The following is a 24,707-nucleotide window of genomic DNA, read 5'->3' as shown; positions in this document are numbered from 1 at the left end:
ACTTTAGGCGTATCGAATTTACATGTCAGATATTAAAACACTCCGTAACATTGCCATCATTGCGCACGTCGATCATGGTAAAACGACTTTAGTCGACAAACTTTTACAACAATCAGGTGCATTAGGTGATCGCGCGGGTGAAATCGAGCGTGTGATGGATTCAGGTGCAATTGAAAGTGAACGTGGTATTACCATTCTTGCAAAAAACACTGCAATTAAATGGACTGATGCGCGTACAAATACAGAATACCGCATTAACATCGTGGACACCCCAGGACATGCTGACTTCGGTGGTGAAGTTGAACGTGTAATGTCGATGGTTGACTGCGTACTTCTTCTTGTCGATTCTCAAGAAGGTCCAATGCCACAAACTCGTTTTGTGACATCGAAAGCCTTTGCGAGCGGTTTGAAGCCAATCGTGATTATCAACAAAGTAGATAAGCCAAGTGCGCGTCCTGATTGGGTAATTGACCAAGTATTTGATTTGTTTGATAACTTAGGTGGTACTGACGAACAGTTAGACTTCCCAGTTGTTTATGCTTCAGGTCTTCGTGGTGTTGCTGGTCCTTCTCCAGAAGAACTTGCTGACGACATGACTCCATTGTTCCAAACAATTGTAGATATCGTTGAACCACCAGCAGTTGATGTTGATGGTCCATTCCAAATGCAAATCTCTTCACTTGATTATAACAGCTTCGTAGGTGTTATCGGTGTTGGTCGTATTCAGCGTGGTTCAGTTAAATTAAACACACCTGTAACTGTTATCGACAAAGAAGGTAAAACACGTAACGGTCGTATCTTAAAAATCATGGGTTACCATGGTCTAGATCGCGTTGACGTTGAAGAGGCAAATGCTGGTGATATCGTTTGTGTAACAGGTATCGATGCACTTCATATTTCTGACACGATTTGTGATCCGAAAAATGTTGAAGCTTTACCGCCGTTATCTGTAGATGAACCTACTGTTACGATGACTTTCCAAGTAAACAACTCACCGTTTGCGGGTAAAGAAGGTAAATTTGTTACTTCACGTAATATTCGTGAACGTTTAGATCGTGAATTGATTCACAACGTAGCATTACGTGTTGAAGATACTGACAGTCCAGACCGTTTCAAAGTGTCTGGTCGTGGTGAACTTCACCTTTCAGTTCTTATTGAAAACATGCGTCGTGAAGGCTTCGAAATGGGCGTATCACGTCCACAAGTTATTTTGAAAGAAGTTGACGGCGAAAAGCAAGAACCATACGAAAACGTAACATTTGACGTTGAAGAACAGCACCAAGGTTCGGTAATGGAACAAATGGGTTACCGTAAAGGTGAAATGACAAATATGGAAGTTGACGGTAAAGGCCGTATCCGTATTGAAGCAACTGTTCCTTCACGTGGCTTAATTGGTTTCCGTTCTGAATTCTTGACCATGACTTCTGGTACAGGGATCATGACATCAAGCTTCTCGCATTACGGTCCAATGAAACAAGGTACTGTTGCGAAACGTCAAAACGGTGTGTTGATTTCTATGGTTCAAGGCGTTTGTTTGGGCTATGCATTATTCACATTGCAAGACCGTGGTCGTCTATTCGCTAAACCTCAGTTAGAAGTTTACGAAGGTATGATCATTGGTATTAACTCTCGTTCAGATGATATGGTTGTTAACCCAACTAAAGCGAAACAGTTAACAAACGTACGTGCATCTGGTACAGATGAAGCGTTAACGTTGACACCAGCTGTTGAATACACGCTTGAACAAGCGCTTGAGTTCATTGAAGATGACGAATTAGTTGAAGTTACTCCAAAGTCAATCCGTATCCGTAAGCGTTACTTGACTGAAAACGAACGTAAACGTAACCGTGATAAATAATTTTTCTTAAGTGAAAAAGAAAAAACCGCTAAATTAATTTAGCGGTTTTTTTAATCGTTATATTTGAAATTAAACTAAGCTTAAAATCATATTTTTCTTATCAGTTAATATGTTGTTAAAGTGTGAAATAACTTTCTTTTTTTGATAAAAATATTAAATTATCAATATCATGGCGATTACTATCTAAATGGATAAGATGCCAATGAAAAGAAAAATATAACGTGTTTTAACCCCCGACATCTGGAGATGTTTAGATGAGTATTATTCAAGAATTTAAAGAATTTGCCGTGAAAGGCAATATGATGGATTTAGCCATTGGTGTGATTATTGGTGGTGCTTTTGGCAAAATCGTAGACTCTTTAGTAAAAGATATTATCATGCCGCTTATCACTGTAATCACGGGTGGTGGTGTTGATTTTTCGCAGAAATTCATTGTTCTAGGAGCAAATCCTGCCAATCTACAATCTTTAGATGCTTTGCAAAAAGCAGGTATCAATGTTTTAACTTATGGTAATTTCCTCACCATTTTAATCAACTTTATTATTTTGGCTTGGGTTGTGTTCTTAATGGTGAAATTATTAAACAGACTTCGCCGTGATAAGAATGAGCCAGAAGCTCCAGCTGCAACTCCTGAAGATATTCAATTATTGCGTGAAATTCGTGATGAATTGAAAAAGCAAGCTTAACAATCTTCTGAAGTAATAAAAAACGGTACTAAAGGTGCCGTTTTTTATGACTAAGTATTTTATGTTGGGCTAAAGATATTGATAAAATTGAAAGATTACCAATAAGTTCAATTACACATATTGTAAAAGGGGTATAAATAAATGAATCAGCTTTTTGTGTATGGAACCTTATGTCCAAATAAAGCAAATGCTCATATTTTAGAGCAGATTGGCGGTAACTGGACAAAAGCCACTGTGCGTGGTGTGCTTCATGTTTTAGATTGGGGACCCGACAAAGGCTTAAAAGCAATTGTTTTAGACGAAAAAGCCGATTGGGTAGAGGGTTATCTGTTTAGCACAGAAAAACTGGCTGAAAACTGGCAGATGCTTGATGATTTTGAAGGTTTTCAATATCAACGTGTCATAGTCGATGTGAAGCTTGAGTCAGGTGAACAGATCAAAGCTTGGACATATCAACTGAATGCGCAGGCTCAAGCTTCCAAAAACTATAATTAAAATAATGGAATCAACGTAAGCTACTCATTCTGAATTTAACTTCTAAAAGATGATAACCAAATTGGCTTTTTATTGGACCTTGTAGTACACGCTCAGCGGCTGTAAATACCACTTTATCAATCACTGGTACCAGCTGTCCTTTTTTGACTTCGCCTAATTCACCACCGCGTTTTGCTGAATTACAAGTTGAATATTGCTTAGCAAGTTTGGCAAAGTCAGCACCACTTTGTAGCTTCTTTTTTAACTGTTCAGCTAAGTCTTTATCTTTGACCAGAATATGTCGGACGATTGCTGTTTGCATTATAACTTCCTCTGAAAATTAGAGCTTATTGGGCTTTTTGAGGGGTTGGCACTCTGGGCAAAATACACTTGCACGTTGTCCAAGTTTCAAGTTTTCTAATGTGGTTTCACAGTTAACACACATCTGTCCGGCACGTCCATACGCCAAAAGGGTCTGTTGGAAATAACCATTTTCACCCATGGCATTGCTGTAATCACGTAAGGTCGAACCGCCCAAATCAATAGCAGATTTTAAAATCCGTTTGATTTCGATCACCAGTTTCTCGATTTGTTCAAAGCTAAGGTCCGCAGCAGGCTGTGCTGGATGGATCCCGACATTAAATAAACTTTCGGTTGCATAAATATTGCCAACACCAACCACAACATGATTATCCATAAGTGCAATTTTTGTGCCGACAGATTTATTTTTAAGTTTTGAAGCTAAATATTCTGCATTAAAGTCAGTACTTAAAGGTTCAGGTCCTAAAGTATCAATTAATTTCCCTTGTGTTTCAGAGTTTAGCCAGAGAATGCAGCCAAAGCGACGTGGGTCATGATAACGTAACTCATGTTCCTCAAAGCGAATGATGAAGTGATCGTGTTTTCTCAGCTCATCATTTGGCTGACACAAGCGGAAGCTGCCTGACATTCCTAAATGCCAAAGCATTTGATCTTGTTCAAATTCTGCCAAGATATATTTTGAGCGTCGATTTAATCCAATAAGACGTTGCCCAACAAGTTTTTGAACATCATCTGGTATTGCCCAGCGTAAGCTCGGGTTACGTACTTCTACACTTTGAACTTTTTGATTCAATAAGGGAAATAAGCTGGTTTTAGTTGTTTCGACTTCGGGTAACTCAGGCATCGCCAACTCGCAGAATTAACAGATATACTGGAATAATTAAGTATATCGTGTGGTATGTAATATTTCAGAGATTACTATGTCAGATATTTTACCATTAAGCTGGTTTCAACGTGAAACTTCACAGGTTGCTCATGATTTAATCGGATGTGTGCTATGTAAGCGACAAGCTGATGGACACGTCATTCGATGTACGATTACCGAAACAGAAGCTTATTTAGGAATTCGAGATAAAGCTTGCCATAGTTACAATGATAAACGCACAGCTCGAACAGACGTGATGTATGGTTCAGGTGGCACGATTTACGTCTACTTAATTTATGGCATGTATGAAATGCTCAATCTCATTACCCAGACAGAAGGCATCCCTGAAGGGGTAATGATTCGTTCTGCATTTTTGAATGGTGCTTCAACCAAAAAAGAATATAAGCTTTTAGCTGGACCCGGCAAACTCACACGATATTTAGGCATTGATCGATCTTTAAAAGGTCAAACTTTAGGTGAAGAATCTGGACTGTGGGTTGAATCGGCATCAACGCAGCCTGAAGTGGTGATGACACCACGTATAGGAATTGACTATGCCGAGGAGGCAAAAGATTGGCCTGAACGATATTGCTGGAAAGATCATCCCTCTTTAAGTCGTTAATTAAAGTAGGTAGTAAGTTCTTCGATAGTGATTAAGTGTGTTCCAGATTTAAAACAATGCAGAGCAAATTCTATATCCAGACAAGACACTGCTTTTTGTTATCATAACTACAATATAAATAAAGGAAATAAGCATGTCCTTATTACGCTTAGACCGACTTCATTACTGTATTTTGATGAGTATGGGTTGTATTTCTAGCCCACTTGTTTGGGCAGATGACTTAGCTCAAGACATTACGGTATTGCCAACTTTACATGTTGAAGCAACACGTACCGATACAACCTATTTGCAAACACCTGCTTCGGTTTTTAGAGTTGATGCGCCTCAAGTTGATAATTCCTCACAAGTAAATTTAACTGAAGTTGTGAAAGGAATACCGAGTTTACAGATTCGTAATCGCGAAAATTATGCACAAGATTTACAGCTCTCCATGCGTGGTTTTGGTGCACGTTCAACTTTTGGTGTTCGAGGTATTCGCCTGTATGTGGATGGTATTCCTGCAACGATGCCAGATGGACAAGGCCAAACCTCTAATATCGATTTAAGTAGTCTGGATCATGTTGAAGTTCTAACAGGACCTTTCTCTTCACTTTACGGAAACTCATCTGGTGGGACGATTTTAACGTCTACTAAAGAAGGGCAAGGGAAAGACTCGATTGAGCTGAGTTATTCGGGTGGAAGTCATGATAAAAGTCGAGCTGGGCTTGTGCTACAAGGTGGGGCAAAGGGTGCGAATGAACCAAGTTATGTTATTAGTTCATCATATTTCGATACCGATGGTTACCGAGAACATAGTAGTGCAGAGAAAGTATTAAACAATGCAAAGCTCAGTTGGAATCTTGATGATGGAAGCAAAATCAACTGGGTGACTAACTATGTCAAAATTCATGCAGATGATCCGCAGGGTTTAACTCATGACCAGTGGAATGCTAACCCAAAGCAACAGGTTCCATTTTTAAAGCAATTTAATGTCCGTAAAGATATTGAACAAACTCAAACGGGCGTGACATGGTCTAAACCGATTAATGATAAAAATGAACTCTATGCCATGGCATATCTAGGCAATCGTCAGGTGACACAATATCAATCGATTCCAAAAGGTGAAGTAACGCTAAAAGATGGTAAACCTATTTACTCAGGTCAAAAAAGTCCTACACATGCTGGTGGGGTAATTGATTTTGAGCGTAACTATTATGGTGCTGACTTCCGTTGGACGGGTAAAGAACTATTGCCGAATACGACGATTAGTGCAGGTATTGCACTTGATATGATGGATGAGGACCGCAAAGGTTTTGAAAATTTTAATGTAAATAATGTTTATGGTGTTAAAGGTAATTTACGCCGTGATGAAGACAATACTTTGTGGAATATCGACCCCTATTTACAAGCTTCATGGCAGTTTTTGCCCACATGGCGTTTAGATACGGGTGTGCGTTATAGCAATGTGCATTACAAATCAAAAGATCATTTCACTTCAGGGCCTGATCAGTACGGGACTGTGAACGGTGATGATAGTGGTAAGACTGATTACAATAAAGTTTTGCCTTCTGCTGCTTTAAGCTGGCAAATTTTACCTGAACTTATGGCGTATGTGAGTTATGCCAAAGGTTTTGAAACACCGACATTTACTGAAATGGCATATCGTCCAGATGGTTTGAGTGGCTTTAATTTTGGTTTAACAGCATCAACAAGTGATACCTATGAAACAGGCTTAAAGTCACAAAATCATTTGGGTGATTTTACTTTGGCAGTTTTCCAAACTAAGACCAAAGATGACATTGTTTCAGCAGGGAATTCTAACGGCCGTTCAACATTCCGTAATGCAGATAAAACCTTACGTGAAGGCGTAGAGTTTGCATGGAATAAAAAGTTGTGGCGAGATTTAACTGCTACTGCTAGTTATGCCTATTTAGATGCAACCTTTGATGCGGATATTCCAGCCTCAGGAAGTGTTGCTCAAATTCCATCAGGGAATGCCATCCCAGGTATTGCTAAAAATCAGGCTTATGCATCTTTGGCTTGGCAACCTACGCACGGTCTATATGGTGGGGTAGATGTACAGTATATGGATAAAGTATACGTGAATGATACCAATAGTGACGCAGCGCCAAGCTACAGTGTAACCTCAGCTAATGTTGGTTATGCATGGGTAATGGGCGACTGGAAAGTAAATAGCTTTGCTCGTGTAGATAATCTCTTTGATAAAAACTATGCAGGTTCAGTCATCGTGAATGATTCAACTCAACCAGTTGGTCGTTATTTTGAACCCGCTGACGGGCGTAACTGGAGTGCAGGTTTACGTGTAATTAAACAATTCTAGGAATTAAAAATGGCAAAATTATTTGAAACGGTTAACTTTGGTTCACTACAACTGGCCAATAGAATTGTAATTGCCCCAATGTGCCAATATTCGGCAACAGATGACGGTGAAGTGACCTATTGGCATGAGCAGCAATGGGCAAATTATGCGTTGTCTGGCGCAGGGCTTTGTATTGTAGAGGCGACTGCTGTACAAGCTGAGGGACGTATTAGTTATGCAGACCTTGGACTTTGGAATGATCAGCAACGTGACCAAATCAAAACGTTATTGGGTAAGGTTAGAACACTTTCACCCATGCCATTTGGAATTCAGTTAGCACATGCAGGTCGTAAAGCGTCTACTGAAAAACCATGGTTAGGGAAAGGGCAAATTGCAAAAGATCAGCCACATGGTTGGCAAACGGTTGCCCCAAGTGAAAGTACCTTTTCCGTTCATGATGCTGCACCGCATGCTTTAACCATTGCTGAGATTAAAGAAGTTCAACAAGACTTTGCAGCAGCAGCAAAACGTGCCGTAGAAGCTGGCTTTGAGTTAATCGAAGTTCACGCTGCGCATGGTTACTTATTACATCAATTCTTATCGCCAATTGCGAATCAGCGTACAGATGAATACGGCGGTTCTTTAGAAAACCGTATGCGCATGACACTTGAGGTTCTTCAGGCGATTAAACTCGCTGTTCCTGCTGGTTATCCCGTGGGAGTTAGATTGTCTGCGACCGACTGGTTGGACGGTGTAGAACACTGGGATATCGAATCTACAGTTGGTTTATCAAAAGCTTTAGAGCAGTTGGGCGCAGCCTATGTGCATGTGTCTAGTGGTGGTTTGCACGAGCACCAATCTATTCAGATTGGAGCTGGCTACCAAGTTCCTTTTGCTGAACAAGTCAAAAAGCATGTGTCTATTCCAGTCATTGCTGTAGGGCTGATTACCGAACCTGAACAAGCAGAAAGTATCCTTACTTCGCATCAGGCCGATGCAATTGGTCTTGCTCGTGCCATGTTATATGACCCAAGATGGCCTTGGCATGCAGCAGCAGCTTTAGGCGCGCAAGTTAAAATAGCACCTCAATATTTACGTTGCCAACCTCATGGGGTAAAACAGCTTTTTAATTCTTTTTAACTGTATCGGGCAAAGTTATCTTTGCCCGTTTTTCTTTAGATGAGTGAGGTCGTTCGGTGGTTTTTCAGGTTATTTTGCCTATCTTGATATTGCTATTGATGGGCTATGTTTGTGTCCTCATCAAATTGGTAACGCCTGAACAGATCCGGGCACTTAGCGCATTTGTGATTAAAATTTCTTTACCAGGTTTTTTAATTCATTCTTTAGCAAATAAAAACTTACAGGACATTTGGCACCCTGCTTATTTTGTTGCTTATGGCGGTGGCTCTTTAATTTTATTTTTCTTGGCTTTTATTCTTTATCGAAAATATTTTAAAAATAGTTTAACCCATAGCGCCGTAATCGCGATGGGCGCTTCGATGTCCAATACTGGATTCATGGGAACTGCTATTTTGACTATGTTAATTGGCAACCATGCAGCAATCTATATTTCTTTAACCTTAATCATTGAAAATTTATTGATTGTGGCACTCATGCTGATTTTGGCTGAAGCTGGTCTACATCAACAACAAAATCTTTTACCGCTTTTAAAACAAACCTTTTTGAATTTACTCAAGAATCCAGTGATTATCGCTATTTTGGTTGGGATGGGATGCATTCTTTTAGATGTTAACCTTCCTACGACTCTTGATCAGTCTTTAGAGTTACTTGGGCGCACGGCATCACCTTTGGCTTTGTTTGCAATTGGGGGAAGCTTAGTTGGAATTGGAATTACAACAGTAAACATGCAAAGTGTTTTGTTGGCGACATTTAAAGTTATCCTGATGCCATCTGTTATTTTTGCACTCTTTTTAATCACTCCAGATGTAAGCCGTGAAATGCTTTACGCTGGAACATTAATTGCTGCTTTACCGATGCCAATTGCTTTTGGAATTTTTGGACAAGCATATGGTTTAAATGAAAAGGCCTTAACACCTTTAATGATTAGTACCGTTGTTGGTTTTATTGGGGTGAGTGGACTTATCGCTTTGTGGTGGTAAATTAAAAAGCCCCTCGCGGGGCTTAAATCATTCACTATTTTTTCGGAGCTGGCTGTGCTGGAGCAGTGGCTGGTTGTTTACTTTTTTCTGCAATAATTTTATCAACCGAAGCTAAAGATTCTCTAGCATTGGGAACATTTTGGTTAGCTAACTCAGCAAAAATCTTTTTAGCCTGTGGCAAATTTTGCGGAATGATATTGCCATTGGCCATCATGGTCGCTAAAGCCATAGAAGCTGGTGCATAACCTTTTTGTGCAATTGATTGTAAAGACTCAATACCTTGACGTTTCATGAGTGGGTTTTTATTTTCCACACCTTGGCTAATATCATAAAGGGCTTTGACCTGAATCGCTGGGTAGTTGCCCTTTCTAATTAAAGGCGCTAACTTTTGCAGAGCGATTTGATGTGATTGCGGTTTTTTCTGAGCAAATAAAATCGTCGCAATTTTTACAGTCGCATCATCAGAACCTTGAGCCGATGCTTTTTGAATATATTGACTGAATTTATTACTATCTTTGGCAACGCCTAGTTCGCCTGTCTCATAGATTTGAGCGAGTGTGTAACTCGCTTGTGCGTAGCCTTTATTAGATGCATCTTCATAATACTTAAGGGCTTTAGAAGAATCTTTTGCTGTGCCTTGCCCAGTTTGGGTCATGTAACCTAAGTTATAGATGGCTTGGGCATTACCCGTTTGAGCTAGGCGTTGCATTTCCTGAAATGCAGCTGGGTAATTTTTTGCTGCATACATTTGTTCAGCTTGTTTAAAAGCATCTGTTTTAGCAGCCGTCGTAGTGTTATCTGCCGCAAAAATTGATGCACTTGAAAGGGTGATTAGGCTTGCGATTAGTAATTTCTTCATTTCTTTTTAACCTTTTACTTCGTAGCTACATCATTCCATTGATGCATTAAATAGTTTCAAGTTCTCATCATAAATCTTGAACGCTGAAAGTAAACAGCCGATTTGTATATGAAGCACTGCACTTTGGACAAATTGTGGAGAAAAAATACCCACTCACGTTAATAAAACGGAGTGGGTGATACTGTTATTTTGCTGTCTGGAGTAATGCTTCAATTTGCTTGGCATCATTTGGTACGCCAGAAATTCTTTGACCATCTTGCAAGAACAGGGTGGGCGTTCCATCAATATTTAATTTATTACCGAAAGCAATATTTTTCTGGATTGGTGTTGAACAGTTTTTGCTGGTCGTAGGTAGCTTACGGTTAAGCATATAGTTCGTCCAAGCTTCTGCCGGATTTTTTGAACACCAGATTTGATTTGAAACTTTTTCAGCGTTCGGATGTAAACTGGTAAGAGGGTAAAGGAAAACATATACCGTTACGTTATCAACCCCAACCATATTTTGTTCTAGGCGCTGGCAATATGGACAATCAGGATCACTAAAGATATAGATCGTACGTTCACCTTTTCCTTTTACGTATTTAATCGCTTGATTAAGCGGTAAGCTTTTAACATCAATCTTACCTAATTCGGCAATTCGTTCATCAGTCATATTTTTTTGTTGTTTAATATCGACTAAATTACCGACAAAAAAGTACTTGGCATCTTGATTGGTATAAACAATACGGCCGCTTGTATACACTTCATAAATGCCTTGTACAGGAGATTGGTAAACACCTTTTACAGGCAAATCTGGATAATTGGTCTTAAGATTTTGTTCAAGTGTTTTAACATCAGCATGAGCAGAACCGAAAATAGCCAAACTCAACATGAGTGTAGCAAGTTTAGTCTTCATCTTTTTTCTCTTTAATTTCAACAGGGTTAATGATGGCATATAAAACTTAAAAAATTGACGTTCTAATTTAATGAATTCATTAGTATTTTGTATCTATAAAAAAGCCCACAAGTTTATAGGTGGGCTTTCCAGCTTAAGCAAATAATGAGTTATTGTGGTCTGGCAACATCACCGCTTAAGGCTTCAGGTAAATCAAGAACTTGAAGGCCCAGCTCTTCTAGAGCAGCAGGTTTAGCCACAACTAAAGCAAGATAACCTTCCTCATTTGCAACACTATTGACGACTTCAATATCTTTATGGAGTTGAGCTTTCGCTGCAGGTGCTTCACCTGTACCTTGCACTAGATGTAACCAGTGTTTGGGTTTTGCTTTAAACCAAAGGCGCGCCACAATTTCTTGACCAAGGTAACAGCCCTTATCGTAATTAACGCCTTCACGTTGATGTAAGCGGAGTTCCTGTGGTTGAAACTCGTGTTCTGTTGCCTGTGTAATCCAAGCTTGGCCAGAAAGAATAGCTTGTTTCTGCCATTCAGAAATATCAGTTTCTAGTGCAGAAAACTCAGTCTGATGACCAGAGATTTTTGGAAAAGCAGGACCTTGTTCACTCAAGGTCATTTTCGAAAAAGCACCAAATTTTTTAATATGTTTGGCAAACTCTTCTGCTTGATCTTGAGCAACTACGATTTCAAAACTTTCAGCATTAATCTTTTTTAACCACAAGCCAAAGTGGATACGACCTTTAAGATCACAGATGGCTGTATAGCGTGTTTCATTTTCAGCTAAACGTTCAATATCTACAGTAACTTGGCCTTGTAAAAACTTTTGTGCATCTACACCGTTTAAAGCATATGAGGAGAAAGCGAGCAGACTCATGATTAATCTCAAATTCAATATGTTTCTTTATGATTGCCGACTATTTTGCTCCATTTTTACTAAAAAATCAGCCATAGTTTTTGTATTTTGATTTTGCATAAAAGATAGCTTTATTGTTTAAAAAAACACCAAAAATATACGTTCGGATGAATCCGAAGGTTTAAGCTAATAAACATAATTTCGATAATTCAAAGGAAATTAAAATAAGGAGAATAATGATGGCAACAGGTACAGTGAAATTTCATCGAGTGTTTAAGGCACCAGCCGAGCGTGTTTATCGTGCATTTTTAGATCCAGACGCTTTAGTAAAGTGGTTACCACCTCATGGTTTTACCGCAAAGGTCCATAGTTTTGATTCAAGTGTGGGTGGCTCATATAAAATGAGTTTTACCAATTTTTCGACAGGTTCAACACATGCTTTTGGTGGAACCTATGTTGAATTAGTTCCAAATGAGCTAATTCGCTATAACGACCAATTTGATGACCCTAATTTACCTGGGACTATGCAAGTCACCATTACATTAAAAACTGTATTGGTGGGTACGGAAGTGCATATTACGCAAGAAGGAATACCAGAAGTTATTCCTGTGGAAGCGTGCTATTTGGGATGGCAAGAATCCTTATCTTTACTGACTTTGTTAATAGAAGCGGATATCCCTGACCAATAAACCTTCTAAAATTTTAATTAAATATTTAAAAAGTGAGTGGAGCTAAATCTACTCACTTTTCTTTTATCAGATCTATCCAAAATGAAAAAAATATTGAATGATTTTATAGGGCTAAAATATAAACCTTACGCAGAGAAAGACTATGGATATACACATTAAAAGAATTTATGAAAATGCTGACCCTAGTGATGGAAAGCGTATTTTAGTTGACCGTCTATGGGGTAGGGGAATTAGCAAAGAAAATGCTCATTTAGATTTATGGCTAAAAGAAGTGGCTCCTTCAACTGAACTTCGAAAATGGTTCCATGCAGCAACGCCGGATCATTGGAAAGAGTTTAAGCAGCGTTATCTGGAGGAGCTTGAAACCAACCCAGCAGTGAAAGAGCTACAAGAGATCGCATCGAAGCATAAAGTCACGCTCTTATATTCAGCAAAAGATGTTGAAAATAACCATGCAATTATTTTGAAGGAATATTTATTAAGCAAAAACTCAAAATGAATATATAAATTTTTTTTTGGTAAAAGTGTTTTATTTAAAACTTTAAAAAATGAGTCATATCTCGCATAATATACTTTTTGAGATTTTTTTCATGTCTTTGCCAAATTGCCCAAAATGCCAATCAGAATATACTTACCAAGATGGCGACTTATTGATTTGTCCTGAATGCTCAAATGAGTGGAAAGAAGGAGATGCTTTAGCAACTGAAGAACAAGAAATTATTAAAGATGCTAATGGAAATATTTTAGCCGATGGCGACAGTGTGACTGTAGTTAAAGACTTAAAAATTAAAGGCTCATCTTCAGTGGTAAAAGTAGGTACGAAAGTAAAAACGATTCGCTTAGTTCCAGATGCAAGTGACGGTCACAATATCGATTGTAAAATTGATGGTATTGGTCAGATGAAATTAAAATCTGAATTTGTAAAAAAAGCTTAAATTGTTAATTTTCATTACATTTCGGTAGAGATATACGTCTATATCTCTATCTTTTAAATTTCTAACATCATTATAATTTTATTACGAAAAAGTATAAAAAATGGGCTATTCAAAGAATGATTGCCCATTTATATTGTCATAAATAACAAATAACTTTCGTCCAGAATAATAACGAAAGTCATACCCACACCAACAAAAAAATGAGGTTTTTATGGCAGGATGGTACGAAATTTCACAAGCGAGTGATGGTCAATACCGCTTTATCTTAAAGGCAGGAAATGGTGAACCTATTTTAAATAGTGAGCTATATAAGGCAAAAGCCTCTGCTGTAAATGGTATTGAATCAATTCAAAAAAACAGTGGTGATGACGCGCGATATGAGCGTTTAACTGCAAAAAATGGAAAGCCTTATTTCAATTTAAAAGCTGCAAATCATCAGATTATTGGAACGAGTCAGTTCTATGCGAGTGAAGCTTCACGAGATAAAGGAATTGAGTCTGTTAAAACCAATGGTTCATCAACGACCATTAAGGATTTAACAGTTCAGGCATAAAAACTCAGTTAAAAAAAAGCAGCTTCTCAAAGCTGCTTTTTTATTTATGTATTTATTAACGCGCTAACTTAGCTAAAAGTTCTTCTTTAGTTAAATTGCTCGCTTCAGCATCTCGGCGGCCTTTATATTCAAAAGTGCCTGCATCAAGACCTTTTTCACCGATCACAATACGGTGTGGAATACCCATCAATTCAAGGTCAGAGAATTTAACGCCCGGACGTTCGTTACGATCATCAAGTAATACATCAAAACCTTGTGCCTGAAGTTCTGCATAAAGAGATTCTGCTGCTTCAAGAGTACGTGGAGATTTGTGCGCATTCATTGGAACAATTGCAATTTCAAAAGGTGCAATGGCTTGTGGCCAGATAATGCCTTTGTCATCGTAGTTTTGTTCAATTGCAGCTGCAACTACACGTGTTACACCAATACCGTAGCATCCCATGGTTACTGTAAATGGTTTGCCATCTTCACCTAAAACTTTACAACCTAAAGCTTCAGAGTATTTAGTACCAAGTTGGAAAATATGGCCTACTTCAATACCACGTTTAATTTGTAGTGTACCTTTGCCATCTGGAGATGGATCGCCTTCAACTACATTACGCAAATCGAAAACTTCGGTAATTTGTGCATCACGCTCCCAGTTTACACCTACAGCATGTTTGTCAGCTTCATTTGCACCAGCAACGAAGTCTGAAAGAACAGATGCAGCGCGGTCAACAATCACAGTTAAGCCTTTTTCGACTAAACCTTGTGGACCTGTAAAGCCAGCAGTTAAACCAAATGCTTGAAGTTGTTCTTCAGTTGCAAAAGTAAGAGGGGCAGCCACTAAAGGATGCTTCTCAGCTTTAATCTCATTAAGTTCGTGGTCACCACGTACAAATAGAGCAACGACAGGAACCTGACCTTTTTCGTCAGCCATGCCTTGAACCAATAATGCTTTAACAGATTGCTTAGGATCAGCATTTAAGAATTGGCAGACATCGTCAATCGTTTTCTGATCTGGTGTTTCAACCAATTTTAGTTCTTGAGTAGGGGCTGCACGTTCACCCACTAAAACAGCCTCAGCCATTTCAACGTTTGCTGCATAATCAGATTCAGTTGAAAATGCGATGTCATCTTCACCACTTGAAGCCAAAACGTGAAACTCATGTGAAGCTGAACCACCAATTGAACCTGTATCTGCTTGTACTGGGCGGAAGTCTAAGCCTAAGCGAGTGAAAATACGGCTGTATGTGTCGTACATCACGTCATAAGTTTCTTGTAATGACTCTTGAGTTGCATGGAAAGAATAAGCATCTTTCATGATGAACTCACGTGAACGCATTACCCCAAAACGTGGGCGAATTTCATCACGGAATTTGGTTTGAATTTGATAGAAATTTACAGGAAGCTGCTTATAACTTTTGAGTTCGTTACGCGCCATATCCGTAATAACTTCTTCATGCGTTGGTCCAAGTACAAATGGGTTCGCATGGCGATCTTTAAAGCGTAATAATTCAGGACCGTATTGTTCGTAGCGACCTGATTCTTCCCAAAGACTTGCGGGTTGAGTCACGGGCATGAATACTTCCATTGCACCTGAACGGTTCATTTCTTCACGAACAATTGCATCTACTTTTTTGAGCACACGTGTTCCCATCGGCAGCCATGTATATAAACCAGATGCCAATTTACGAATCATCCCCGCACGTAACATGAGCTGGTGTGAAATCACTTCAGCATCATTTGGGGTTTCTCTCAACGTTGCAAATAAAAAGCGGCTTGCGCGCATGGAAAAAGTCCTAAAAGTTAAGCGTTATAAAAACGCAGATTATACGATAATCGCTGCATTATGACATGAATCGTCGAGTTTGACGCAGCATAAAGTTTTTCAAGTCATCTAGATAAGTGAAAATGACGGGTACAACCACAAGAGTCAATAGGGTAGAGGTAATCACTCCCCCAATCACAGCGTGGGCCATTGGTGCGCTTTGCTCACCGCCTTCGCCAAGACCTAAAGCTAGAGGAACCATACCCATCACCATAGCGCTTGTAGTCATTAAAATTGGGCGTAAACGGGTTTTGCCAGCTTGTAAAATAGCATCATAACGGCTGACACCCTGATCCATCGCTTTCTTAATAAAATCGATAAGCAAAATCGCGTTTTTGGTGACAAGCCCCATAAGCATGATAATGCCAATAATCGAAAACAGGTTCAGTGTGCTTTGGAACAAGAAGAGGGCAAGGAATACGCCAATTAGTGATAATGGTAAAGAGGCCATAATCGCAGCTGGATGAATAAAGCTATTAAATTGAGAACCTAAAACAATATAGATAAATACAATCGATAGGGTAATTGCTGTTAATGCATATCCTGCAGATTCTGCCATATCGGCATTGGCACCTTGAGTATCAAATGTATAGCCCGCAGGTAGCTTAAACGCCTTTTGCATTTTATCGATGTCTTGACCAATGTCGCCGCTAGGTCGTCCTGAGGTATTTGCCTCAATCAGTACTTCACGCTCAAGATCACGTCGGTTAATTTGTGAAGCGCCAAGTTTTTCTTCGGTTGTTGCAACTGCGCTAAGTGGAACTAAAATGTTTTGCCCATTGGCATTGGTTTTATTTGAGTTGAGATATAGGTTCTGAACATCTTGCGGCAGCATACGTTTATTTTCGTTTAGACGAACATTAACGTCATAGTTTTCACCATCCCGATCTTCCCATGTTGTCACATTATCACCAGCAATTAATGGACGAATCGCATTGGCAATTTGTGAAACTGATAGGCCTAAATCACTTGCCAGTACACGATTAATATGAACACCCAGAGTTGGTTTTGGTTCTTTCAAAGAGCTTTCTAAATCAACTACACCTTTAATTTTTTCCATTTCAGCGATAAAACGATCTGAAATTTTTTGTAGTTCATTTAAGTCTGTCCCTTTAATAGAAATCATGATTGGCTTTTGCCCACCCGAAACAGAATCTTGTGCTGCGGCAACAGACGTAACTCGAATGCCCGCTACAGTTTGCAAACGATCACGGAATTCATTATTGAGCGCATTAAGATCCTTGTTTCGCTGTTGTTTCGGCTTTAAGGTAACCCCCAAACCGGCGCGATTTTTACCAGAATCAACCCCACTATTGACAACACCATAAGTTGAAACGACATCTGGAAATTGCCTGATAATTTGGTCAACCTGATGGAGTTTTGCTTGGGTATATTCCAAAGAAGCGTCTACAGGAGTTTCGAACTGAATCCGAATTTCGCCTTTATCTGGAGTAGGTACAAATTCAGTTCCAATGAGTTTAGAAAGTCCTAATGCAGCAAATAATGAAGCGATTGCAATAATCACCGTGATGAAACGGAAGCGTAGAGCTAGTTTTAATAGCTTTTCATACATATGACTAAGTCGATCTAGCAAATTAGAAATATGGTCAAAAAACCGTTGTAGCCAATTATCTTTTTTCTTGACCGGATCTTTCCAGTGAGCAGAAAGCATTGGATCGAGCGTAAAGCTAATAAACATTGAAATTAGAACAGCGGTACTGACTGTTACACCAAACTGATAAAAGAAACGTCCAATCAGTCCGCCCATAAAGGCAACAGGTAAAAAGACGGCTACAATAGTAAGGGTAGTTGCGAGTACAGCCAAACCAATTTCTTTTGTCCCTTCAAGGGCAGCTGTGACATGATCTTTGCCAAGTTCTGTATGTCTTACAATATTTTCCCGAACTACAATTGCATCATCAATTAATAGACCAATACTGAGTGATAGGGCTAACAGCGTCATCATGTTAATGCTAAACCCAAAAGCCCAGATAAAAGTTAGGGTTCCAAGAAGGGTAATGGGTAAGGTTAAACCTGTGATGACGGTAGAGCGGAAAGAGCCTAAAAATAATAAAACAATTAAAACTGCTAAGGCGGCACCTTCAATAATAGTACGGGCAACATCTTTAATTGAAGCGCGAATGCCTTTAGAGCTATCAGCTACGACTTTATAATTTAAGCCCGCAGGCATCTGAGCTTTTAACTTCTCTAAAGTTTGATAAGTTTTGTCGACGACTTGAATTACATTGGCATCGGAACTTTTTAAAATATCAATAGAGACAGCCGTTTTACCATTATAAAAAGCGCTTGATTGTAGTTCTGCTTGAGTGTCTTCAACAGTTGCGACTTGCTTTAAAAAAATCGGTGAACCATTTTTATTGGCAATCACCAAATCGCCAAATGCAAGGGGATGAATAACCTTTGATTGAATCTGTACAACAAGTTCTGAGTTCTTTTGTTGTAAGGTTCCTGCCGGAACTTCAATATTTTCATTTTTTAATGTAGTAATGACCTGATCAATGCCTATGCCGTAACTTTGCAATTGCTCAGGAAGAATTTTTATTCGTATTTGTCGTTTGGCATCCCCCAATAAATTCACATTACCGACACCAGACACGGTTTTGAGTTGAGGCACAATCCGTTTATCGACATATGAACTCAATTGAGCCAAATTCATGCTAGTAGATTCAAAGACAACAGACATAATTGGACTAGAGGAAGGGTCGTAGCGCTGTACAATTGGTGTATCAATTTCATCACGGAACTGTGCTGCGACGGGAGCAATTTTGTCTCGAACATCTTGTGCTGCAATGGCTGAAGATGTATCAAGATTAAACTCTGCAACGACCATCGAAAAACCTTCACTTGAACGTGAGGTAATTTGCTTAATGCCTGAAATCGTATTGATTTGATCTTCGAGTTTTTTAGTAATATCTGATTCGACAGCTTCAGGCGAAGCACCAGCATATTCTGTAGTGACTACGACGAATGGGAAATCTATATTTGGAAACTCTTCAACAGTCATCCGTTTCCAAGAAGCTAACCCGAGTACCATTAAGCTGATCATCATCATAATAGTAAAAACGGGGTATTTCACGCTGATTCGAGTAAACCACATACGCTATTTGCTACCTTATTTATTTTTGTCGTTTGTAACCGTCACTTTTTTATTAATGTCGGAATCTTCAAATTGAATACGGCTCACCAGATCTGTGCTTTGCAAACCACCAACCAAAGCAATATTGTCGTTATAGCGCTGTTCAATCACTCGAATTTTAACTTTTTGGATGGTGTGATTACGTACCACCCATACAAAAGGATCATGCTGCATATTTTGAATGCTGTCTAAAGGAATCGTTTGGCCTTGATTGGTGTCACTACGAAGAATATTTCCATTAATGAAAGCTCCTATGCTTAACGAATCAATTTTTTCTTTAGGAACTGCAAAAAATTCGATTTGTCGGCTGTCTTGATCTGCAACAGGTGAAATACGAGTAAGCGTTGCGTTTAATTGTTTAGAATTTCCCTGAATCTGATATTGGATACTGTTACCTACCTTAAGCGCAGACTGCTGTTCAATGGGTAACTTGGCCTGTATTTCAAGTTGGTCTGGATTTACGATTTCAAATAGCGTTTGACCAACTGATACAGTCTGACCTGGTTCTACTTGTCGCTTAGTAATTACACCTGAAATTGGACTGGTAATAATTCCGTCTTGATCCGCTTTACGTGCAATATCAACATTGGCTTGTTGAGCTTTTACACTTTCAAGTTGGCCTTTGTAGTCAACCTGACTCTGTTCAAACTCGACACGAGCAATAAACCCTTGATTAAACAGTCTTTGCTTTCGGTTCATTAAATTGCGTGCAAGTTCAGCTTGTGATTGAGCTGATGCAAGGTTGGCGCGCGCTTGTGCTAATCGTGCAACATTGTCCTGATTATTCAATCTCACTAAAACTTGGCCTTTTTGTACCTGTTGACCAACATTTGTAGTTACAGTGGTCGCCGTGGCGCTCACTTGAGCCTGAATTGAACTTTGCTGAACCGCACGGATCGTTCCTGTAAAAGCAGTTTGAGAGTCAAGCGCTCCCTCTTTAACTGCAATCAGGTCTTGAGGAATGAGTTCAATTTTTGCTGGAGCTGGTGCCGTTGTTTTAGTTGTTTCTTGCTGATTACATGCAGCTAAAATCAAACATAAACTAATAATACTCAGTTTAAAAATAGTGGAAGGGGTGAGATGCATTTTGTGCATACAGCATCATCCTATAATTCAAATTTTATTTTGCCCCTATTCTTGATAAACCTTTACAGTTATTCAAGCTTTTTTAAACGTTCGATAATATTTTCATACTCGCTGTTGGTACGGTTGTAGGTCTTGGAAAGTGTTTCAAGTGTTTGTTTAACCCTGTAAATATTATTTAGATTGTTTTCAATCAACGTCTTATGGTGCTCAGGAATAACTTCTCTTTTTCTGAAATATTCCATTTCTTGACGTTTAAATAAAATTTTGTCTTCTTGTAACTGGTCGAGTTGTTCCTGTTGATAGTTAATTTGCTTCTTTATAGCAAGTAATGCTTGATCTCTTTTAATCGTGGCTGTCTTACTATTGCTATAGGCTTTTTTTAATTTGATATCTAGTTCTCTATGTCGTGCTGATAATGCTCTTTGACTTGATTGATTTAAATCAGCCTGCGCATTATAAGAATGGTTTCTTTTAATCACTTGCATATTTTGATCTAGAACTTCATAACCATAACGAATATGAGCAGGTGTGACTGATGTACTGATATTGGCCGTACCCTGTTGATCATAATAACGATACCAGACCACTTTAGAAGTATCGGCTATAGCAAGGGTGGAAGCCCAGAAAAAGAGTGAACCGAAGGAAATAATGCCTATAGATACAGACAAGCAGTTCCTATAAAAGGCATATTTCATCCAATCATTCATTGAAAATCCCCAGAAAAGAAAGCTAAATCGCTTATTTTTAAATAATTAATCTTTATTATATTAGTTATTATTTAGCTGAATAAAAATATAGTCATTATAAAAAAAATGATAATTTCAATTAAAGTGTGATGAGGTTAAAAGTTATTGTTTATAAATGAGAAAGTAGACAAAAATGCCTCATTGAAAATAGACCGTGAGATATGTTAAAAATGCTTATAAATGCGTAAAAACAAATTTAAGTTAAATTGCATTTATATTTTATATTTATTGGGGATGGAAGATTAAATGGAAGATGCATTCCAAAATCTGAAAGTAATGGTAATTGATGACTCAAAAACCATTCGCCGTACAGCCGAAACTTTATTACAGCGAGAAGGCTGTGAAGTGATTACTGCGGTGGATGGATTTGAAGCTTTGTCCAAAATTGCAGAAGCAAATCCAGATATTGTTTTTGTCGATATCATGATGCCTCGTTTAGATGGTTATCAAACTTGCGCTTTGATTAAAAACTCTCAAAATTATCAGAACATTCCCGTTATCATGCTCTCTAGTAAAGATGGTTTATTTGATCAGGCAAAAGGGCGTGTGGTAGGTTCAGATGAATACTTGACGAAACCTTTTAGCAAAGATGAATTGTTAAACGCGATTCGTAATCACGTAAGTTCATAATTAAGTAATTTAAGGGCAAAGAAATGACACGTATTCTCATTGTTGATGATTCACCAACAGAAACTTTTCGTTTTAAAGAAATTCTAACCAAGCATGGTTATGACGTACTTGAAGCATCTAATGGTGCAGATGGTGTAACTTTGGCAAAAGCAGAACAACCTGACTTAGTGTTAATGGATGTTGTCATGCCAGGTGTAAATGGTTTTCAGGCAACACGCCAGATTACCCGTGATGAAGACACTAAGCATATTCCTGTGGTAATCGTGAGTACTAAAGATCAGGCAACTGACCGAGTATGGGGCAAGCGTCAAGGTGCAATCGACTATCTGATTAAACCTATCGAAGAAAAGCAATTGATTGATGTAATTAAACAATTTCTAAAGTAACTCATCCATCCATAAAAACATAAATAGCGGGGTTATATGCCCGTTTTATAGGATCGAGTATGGCAGCGAATGGATTTATCGAGTTACTTCGTTTGTCTAAACGGGGTAATAAGAATTACGCTTCAGTTCAAAATGAAGCACAGCGATGGTCAGGGATTGCTTTTGAAATGAGAGGGCAATACTTCGTCGCACCACTTGGGGAAGTGTCAGAAGTTATCTATCCACCGAAATATACGCCAGTTCCAAATGCTCAAAGTTGGGTGAAGGGTTTGGCGAACATTCGGGGACGGTTACTTTCGGTTTCTGATTTGGCTCATTTTATTTCAGGGCAACGAAGTACATTTTCGTCTGCCCAAAAAGTGTTATGTATTAGCCATCACGACCAGTATGTGGGGTTGGTTGTGGATCAGGTCTTGGGGATTCAGCACTTTAATAAAAAAAGTTTTTTTTCTCAAAGCTTAGACTTGGAGGAAAATCTAAAAGATTATTGCCAAGGTTATTTTCACCAACATAACCAGCATTGGCATGTCTTTTTATTTAGTCGTTTATTGCAAAACCCACACTACATGAATGCATCGACAAAATTTATAAACTAATTTTTACGCTGTGAAAAACAGAGTATTTTCTGGGGAGAAGCTATGGGCTTTAAGCTTAAAAAGAAAGGCGGCAATCGTGTTGCGTCCGAAAAATCGGGTCTCAATTTTATTGCAAAAATCCAGTCGGGAATTGAGCAATACGCCAGTTTATTTGGGGAAAGTGAAAAGTCCAAGCCTATCCTTTATGTAGCGTTGTTATGTTTATTATTTGCTTTAACTTCGCTCGCTTATTTATTTTATAGCGTACCTCGACATAACGAATTAACACGTAGTTTGGGTGAATTGCGCTTATTGTCACAAACTATTTCTAGACAGGCTACTGAAGCAACGGCTTCAGGATCACCTAAAGCCATGAAAGACTTGGCCGAATCAAATAAACTTTTTGCAGAAAATATCAAAGATGTTGAAAATATTCATGGTACATCTTCAAAAGAATACAAAAAGGTTGCGGTTCTGTGGAAAGCTTTGTCGTATGACATTAACTTGATCTCGTCACATCAGGACGTAATTAATCAGTTATACAACATGAATATCTCGATTAGTGATTCTATTCCAGAGATTCAGGCTGAATATAACTTGATGGTCGATAAGATGGTTCGCGAAAAAGCACCGAGTAGTCAGGTGATTATTGCTAAGAACCAAGTATTTATTGCAGAACGTATTTTACGTTCTATTAACACCGTTTTAGTTGGTTCAGAAAATTCTCGGACCTCAGCACATGACTTTGGTGTAGATATTGAGACCTTCGGTGTGTATTTAAATGCACAGCTAAACGGAAATGCTGAATTGGGCGTTGCTAGAGTTGAGTCTCCAGAAGTACGTGAATCTTTGGAAGGTATTAAATCTGAATATGATCAAGTTTTAAAATCTGCAGCGGCATCAGTTCTTAAACATACAGATCAGATTGTAAACGTACGTCAATCATCAGGTGAGATCTTCTCGGAATCTGATGAAATGTTATCTGTTTTGGGTGATCTTTCTAAGCAAACACAGTATGGTTGGAAAGCCTTTGTTTTAGTTGCGCTTCTTACATTATCAATTATTGGTTTAATTAGCTCAGTCTTAAAGCTTTTATCACTTCGTAGTAAAGCGGATAAACAACGTGTAGCTACCTTACAAGAAGAATATGACCGTAACCAAAACGCGATTTTACGTTTACTAGATGAAATTGCCGACTTGGCAGATGGTGACTTGCGTTCATATGCAACGGTATCTGAGGACTTTACAGGAGCGATTGCCGACTCGATTAACTTCGCGATTGACCAATTACGTGATCTTGTATCCCGAATTCATGAAACTTCTCAGGAAGTTGCCCGCTATACGCATGATACACAAAATATTACTAACCAGTTGGCAGAAGCATCAGAGCATCAGGCACAAGAAATTGCTGGCGCGTCGACTGCAATGAATGAAATGGCATTGTCTATTGACCAAGTATCTTCAAATGCATCTGAATCTACCGAAGTAGCAGAGCGTTCGGTAGAAATTGCTTCTAATGGAGCACAAGTAGTAAACCGTTCAATTGAAGGGATGGACACGATTCGTGAACAGATTCAGGAAACCTCTAAACGTATTAAACGTTTGGGTGAGTCTTCACAAGAAATTGGTAACATCGTATCGTTAATTAATGACATTGCGGACCAAACAAACATTCTTGCATTAAATGCAGCAATTCAAGCATCTATGGCAGGTGAAGCAGGACGTGGTTTTGCCGTGGTTGCAGACGAAGTACAGCGTCTTGCAGAACGTTCTGCATCGGCAACTAAACAGATTGAAACTCTGGTTAAAACAATTCAGACCGATACGAATGAAGCTGTTATTTCAATGGAACAAACAACCACTGAGGTTGTGCGCGGAGCGAACTTGGCAAAAGATGCAGGTATTGCCTTGGACGAGATTCAAAAAGTATCTGGTGACTTGGCAAACTTGATGGCCAACATTTCTGATGCAGCAAAACTTCAGTCTGCATCTGCGAGTCACATTGCGACAACCATGACCGTCGTACAAGAAATTACTTCGCAAACGACAACTGCAACATTCGATACAGCGCGTTCTGTTTCTGAATTAGCAAATATGGCAGAGTCATTACGTGAATCGGTAACGGACTTTAAATTACCTGATTAAATTGGGGACGAGGATAGCTGTTTCTATACTAGCTATTCTTCTAAAAAGTATTAACAACACCAGATAAGTATTGGGGACACAGCTATTTATCTGGTGTTGACTCTGTCGTTTTTCTCCATTTAGGGGACAAGCAAAAGAAGCCTTT

The 24,707-nt window shown here is 38.9% G+C and carries 24 protein-coding genes and 1 pseudogene; 15 read left to right on the top strand and 10 right to left on the bottom strand.

Going from position 1 to position 24,707, the window contains the following annotated elements:
* Positions 1-22: 22 nt before the first annotated feature.
* From typA to HL290_RS14195, 3 genes are all read left to right on the top strand, one after another.
* Positions 23-1,858 (top strand): translational GTPase TypA, encoded by a 1,836-nt coding sequence (gene typA, locus HL290_RS14205; protein ID WP_003655262.1) that lies wholly within the window; start codon positions 23-25, stop codon positions 1,856-1,858.
* A gap of 254 nt (positions 1,859-2,112) precedes the next feature.
* Entirely contained in the window at positions 2,113-2,544 is a 432-nt protein-coding gene (mscL, locus tag HL290_RS14200; RefSeq protein WP_005036267.1) for a large conductance mechanosensitive channel protein MscL, read from the top strand.
* Positions 2,545-2,685: 141 nt separating this feature from the next.
* Positions 2,686-3,039, top strand: a complete 354-nt coding sequence (locus tag HL290_RS14195) for a gamma-glutamylcyclotransferase family protein (protein WP_198496813.1) — start codon at positions 2,686-2,688, stop codon at positions 3,037-3,039.
* A 10-nt stretch (positions 3,040-3,049) separates the two neighbouring features.
* Here HL290_RS14195 and HL290_RS14190 read toward each other — a convergent pair whose 3' ends face one another.
* Both HL290_RS14190 and mutM read right to left on the bottom strand, forming a co-directional pair.
* On the bottom strand, positions 3,050-3,340 hold the full coding sequence (locus tag HL290_RS14190; RefSeq protein ID WP_003655265.1) for a peptidylprolyl isomerase: 291 nt from the start codon (positions 3,338-3,340) through the stop codon (positions 3,050-3,052).
* A gap of 18 nt (positions 3,341-3,358) precedes the next feature.
* Entirely contained in the window at positions 3,359-4,183 is an 825-nt protein-coding gene (gene mutM, locus HL290_RS14185) for a bifunctional DNA-formamidopyrimidine glycosylase/DNA-(apurinic or apyrimidinic site) lyase (RefSeq protein WP_198496812.1), read from the bottom strand.
* A gap of 76 nt (positions 4,184-4,259) precedes the next feature.
* On the opposite strand from mutM, the gene HL290_RS14180 reads away from it, so the two are divergent.
* The 4 genes from HL290_RS14180 (at position 4,260) to HL290_RS14165 (ending at position 9,245) form a co-directional block, all read left to right on the top strand.
* Positions 4,260-4,826, top strand: a complete 567-nt coding sequence (locus tag HL290_RS14180; RefSeq protein WP_198496811.1) for a DNA-3-methyladenine glycosylase — start codon at positions 4,260-4,262, stop codon at positions 4,824-4,826.
* A gap of 133 nt (positions 4,827-4,959) precedes the next feature.
* A complete protein-coding gene (locus tag HL290_RS14175) occupies positions 4,960-7,146 on the top strand; it encodes a TonB-dependent receptor family protein (protein WP_198496810.1) in 2,187 nt (728 codons plus the stop codon).
* A 9-nt stretch (positions 7,147-7,155) separates the two neighbouring features.
* Complete coding sequence (locus tag HL290_RS14170) at positions 7,156-8,265, top strand: NADH:flavin oxidoreductase/NADH oxidase (protein WP_198496809.1); 1,110 nt, start codon at positions 7,156-7,158, stop codon at positions 8,263-8,265.
* Between the two features lie 56 nt (positions 8,266-8,321).
* Complete coding sequence (locus tag HL290_RS14165; protein WP_198496808.1) at positions 8,322-9,245, top strand: AEC family transporter; 924 nt, start codon at positions 8,322-8,324, stop codon at positions 9,243-9,245.
* 34 nt (positions 9,246-9,279) lie between these two features.
* On the opposite strand, the gene HL290_RS14160 is transcribed toward HL290_RS14165, so the two are convergent.
* The 4 genes and pseudogenes from HL290_RS14160 to HL290_RS18695 all read right to left on the bottom strand — a co-directional run.
* Complete coding sequence (locus HL290_RS14160) at positions 9,280-10,104, bottom strand: tetratricopeptide repeat protein (protein WP_198496807.1); 825 nt, start codon at positions 10,102-10,104, stop codon at positions 9,280-9,282.
* Between the two features lie 184 nt (positions 10,105-10,288).
* Positions 10,289-10,999 (bottom strand): DsbC family protein, encoded by a 711-nt coding sequence (locus HL290_RS14155; RefSeq protein WP_045435444.1) that lies wholly within the window; start codon positions 10,997-10,999, stop codon positions 10,289-10,291.
* Positions 11,000-11,148: 149 nt separating this feature from the next.
* Positions 11,149-11,871, bottom strand: coding sequence for a YgfZ/GcvT domain-containing protein (locus HL290_RS14150; protein WP_198496806.1), 723 nt, complete (start codon positions 11,869-11,871; stop codon positions 11,149-11,151).
* Positions 11,872-11,984: 113 nt separating this feature from the next.
* Positions 11,985-12,047, bottom strand: a pseudogene (locus tag HL290_RS18695) (hypothetical protein); the annotation flags it as partial.
* Positions 12,048-12,086: 39 nt separating this feature from the next.
* Between HL290_RS18695 and HL290_RS14145 the strand changes: the two are divergent.
* The 4 genes from HL290_RS14145 (at position 12,087) to HL290_RS14130 (ending at position 14,027) form a co-directional block, all read left to right on the top strand.
* On the top strand, positions 12,087-12,539 hold the full coding sequence (locus tag HL290_RS14145; RefSeq protein WP_080592459.1) for an SRPBCC family protein: 453 nt from the start codon (positions 12,087-12,089) through the stop codon (positions 12,537-12,539).
* A gap of 142 nt (positions 12,540-12,681) precedes the next feature.
* Positions 12,682-13,038, top strand: coding sequence for a DUF488 domain-containing protein (locus HL290_RS14140; RefSeq protein ID WP_198496805.1), 357 nt, complete (start codon positions 12,682-12,684; stop codon positions 13,036-13,038).
* 91 nt (positions 13,039-13,129) lie between these two features.
* Positions 13,130-13,474, top strand: coding sequence for a zinc ribbon domain-containing protein YjdM (locus tag HL290_RS14135; protein WP_005036305.1), 345 nt, complete (start codon positions 13,130-13,132; stop codon positions 13,472-13,474).
* 211 nt (positions 13,475-13,685) lie between these two features.
* Positions 13,686-14,027 (top strand): YegP family protein, encoded by a 342-nt coding sequence (locus HL290_RS14130; RefSeq protein ID WP_004638995.1) that lies wholly within the window; start codon positions 13,686-13,688, stop codon positions 14,025-14,027.
* Positions 14,028-14,082: 55 nt separating this feature from the next.
* Here the strand turns inward: HL290_RS14130 and HL290_RS14125 are convergent, their stop codons facing one another.
* From HL290_RS14125 to HL290_RS14110, 4 genes are all read right to left on the bottom strand, one after another.
* Positions 14,083-15,798, bottom strand: a complete 1,716-nt coding sequence (locus HL290_RS14125; RefSeq protein ID WP_198496804.1) for a proline--tRNA ligase — start codon at positions 15,796-15,798, stop codon at positions 14,083-14,085.
* Positions 15,799-15,856: 58 nt separating this feature from the next.
* Positions 15,857-18,955 carry an efflux RND transporter permease subunit gene (locus tag HL290_RS14120; RefSeq protein ID WP_198496803.1) on the bottom strand — a complete coding sequence of 1,033 codons (3,099 nt, stop codon included), beginning with the start codon at positions 18,953-18,955 and terminating at the stop codon, positions 15,857-15,859.
* A gap of 15 nt (positions 18,956-18,970) precedes the next feature.
* Positions 18,971-20,080 (bottom strand): efflux RND transporter periplasmic adaptor subunit, encoded by a 1,110-nt coding sequence (locus HL290_RS14115; protein WP_080547813.1) that lies wholly within the window; start codon positions 20,078-20,080, stop codon positions 18,971-18,973.
* 68 nt (positions 20,081-20,148) lie between these two features.
* Positions 20,149-20,787, bottom strand: coding sequence for a hypothetical protein (locus HL290_RS14110; protein WP_045435428.1), 639 nt, complete (start codon positions 20,785-20,787; stop codon positions 20,149-20,151).
* A 285-nt stretch (positions 20,788-21,072) separates the two neighbouring features.
* On the opposite strand from HL290_RS14110, the gene pilG reads away from it, so the two are divergent.
* The 4 genes from pilG to HL290_RS14090 are packed head-to-tail and all read left to right on the top strand — an operon-like array spanning position 21,073 to position 24,562.
* Positions 21,073-21,456 carry a twitching motility response regulator PilG gene (gene pilG, locus HL290_RS14105; RefSeq protein WP_000389061.1) on the top strand — a complete coding sequence of 128 codons (384 nt, stop codon included), beginning with the start codon at positions 21,073-21,075 and terminating at the stop codon, positions 21,454-21,456.
* Between the two features lie 23 nt (positions 21,457-21,479).
* Positions 21,480-21,842, top strand: a complete 363-nt coding sequence (locus HL290_RS14100; protein WP_005036319.1) for a response regulator — start codon at positions 21,480-21,482, stop codon at positions 21,840-21,842.
* 59 nt (positions 21,843-21,901) lie between these two features.
* A complete protein-coding gene (locus tag HL290_RS14095) occupies positions 21,902-22,438 on the top strand; it encodes a chemotaxis protein CheW (RefSeq protein ID WP_005309806.1) in 537 nt (178 codons plus the stop codon).
* 42 nt (positions 22,439-22,480) lie between these two features.
* Entirely contained in the window at positions 22,481-24,562 is a 2,082-nt protein-coding gene (locus HL290_RS14090) for a methyl-accepting chemotaxis protein (protein ID WP_198496802.1), read from the top strand.
* Positions 24,563-24,707 lie beyond the last annotated feature (145 nt).

Source organism: Acinetobacter sp. AC1-2, assembly GCF_016124155.1.
GTDB classification, from domain to species: Bacteria; Pseudomonadota; Gammaproteobacteria; order Pseudomonadales; family Moraxellaceae; genus Acinetobacter; species Acinetobacter calcoaceticus.
This window is presented reverse-complemented; position numbering and strand designations above follow the sequence as displayed.

What these genes read in the sequence shown, in the direction of transcription:
- typA (WP_003655262.1), top strand. Translation starts at nt 23, where the DNA reads ATGTCAGATATTAAAACACTCCGTAACATTGCCATCATTGCGCACGTC.
- mscL (WP_005036267.1), top strand. Translation starts at nt 2,113, where the DNA reads ATGAGTATTATTCAAGAATTTAAAGAATTTGCCGTGAAAGGCAATATG.
- HL290_RS14195 (WP_198496813.1), top strand. Translation starts at nt 2,686, where the DNA reads ATGAATCAGCTTTTTGTGTATGGAACCTTATGTCCAAATAAAGCAAAT.
- HL290_RS14190 (WP_003655265.1), bottom strand. Translation starts at nt 3,340, where the DNA reads ATGCAAACAGCAATCGTCCGACATATTCTGGTCAAAGATAAAGACTTA.
- mutM (WP_198496812.1), bottom strand. Translation starts at nt 4,183, where the DNA reads ATGCCTGAGTTACCCGAAGTCGAAACAACTAAAACCAGCTTATTTCCC.
- HL290_RS14180 (WP_198496811.1), top strand. Translation starts at nt 4,260, where the DNA reads ATGTCAGATATTTTACCATTAAGCTGGTTTCAACGTGAAACTTCACAG.
- HL290_RS14175 (WP_198496810.1), top strand. Translation starts at nt 4,960, where the DNA reads ATGTCCTTATTACGCTTAGACCGACTTCATTACTGTATTTTGATGAGT.
- HL290_RS14170 (WP_198496809.1), top strand. Translation starts at nt 7,156, where the DNA reads ATGGCAAAATTATTTGAAACGGTTAACTTTGGTTCACTACAACTGGCC.
- HL290_RS14160 (WP_198496807.1), bottom strand. Translation starts at nt 10,104, where the DNA reads ATGAAGAAATTACTAATCGCAAGCCTAATCACCCTTTCAAGTGCATCA.
- HL290_RS14155 (WP_045435444.1), bottom strand. Translation starts at nt 10,999, where the DNA reads ATGAAGACTAAACTTGCTACACTCATGTTGAGTTTGGCTATTTTCGGT.
- HL290_RS14150 (WP_198496806.1), bottom strand. Translation starts at nt 11,871, where the DNA reads ATGAGTCTGCTCGCTTTCTCCTCATATGCTTTAAACGGTGTAGATGCA.
- HL290_RS14145 (WP_080592459.1), top strand. Translation starts at nt 12,087, where the DNA reads ATGATGGCAACAGGTACAGTGAAATTTCATCGAGTGTTTAAGGCACCA.
- HL290_RS14140 (WP_198496805.1), top strand. Translation starts at nt 12,682, where the DNA reads ATGGATATACACATTAAAAGAATTTATGAAAATGCTGACCCTAGTGAT.
- HL290_RS14135 (WP_005036305.1), top strand. Translation starts at nt 13,130, where the DNA reads ATGTCTTTGCCAAATTGCCCAAAATGCCAATCAGAATATACTTACCAA.
- HL290_RS14130 (WP_004638995.1), top strand. Translation starts at nt 13,686, where the DNA reads ATGGCAGGATGGTACGAAATTTCACAAGCGAGTGATGGTCAATACCGC.
- HL290_RS14125 (WP_198496804.1), bottom strand. Translation starts at nt 15,798, where the DNA reads ATGCGCGCAAGCCGCTTTTTATTTGCAACGTTGAGAGAAACCCCAAAT.
- HL290_RS14120 (WP_198496803.1), bottom strand. Translation starts at nt 18,955, where the DNA reads ATGTGGTTTACTCGAATCAGCGTGAAATACCCCGTTTTTACTATTATG.
- HL290_RS14115 (WP_080547813.1), bottom strand. Translation starts at nt 20,080, where the DNA reads ATGCATCTCACCCCTTCCACTATTTTTAAACTGAGTATTATTAGTTTA.
- HL290_RS14110 (WP_045435428.1), bottom strand. Translation starts at nt 20,787, where the DNA reads ATGAATGATTGGATGAAATATGCCTTTTATAGGAACTGCTTGTCTGTA.
- pilG (WP_000389061.1), top strand. Translation starts at nt 21,073, where the DNA reads ATGGAAGATGCATTCCAAAATCTGAAAGTAATGGTAATTGATGACTCA.
- HL290_RS14100 (WP_005036319.1), top strand. Translation starts at nt 21,480, where the DNA reads ATGACACGTATTCTCATTGTTGATGATTCACCAACAGAAACTTTTCGT.
- HL290_RS14095 (WP_005309806.1), top strand. Translation starts at nt 21,902, where the DNA reads ATGGCAGCGAATGGATTTATCGAGTTACTTCGTTTGTCTAAACGGGGT.
- HL290_RS14090 (WP_198496802.1), top strand. Translation starts at nt 22,481, where the DNA reads ATGGGCTTTAAGCTTAAAAAGAAAGGCGGCAATCGTGTTGCGTCCGAA.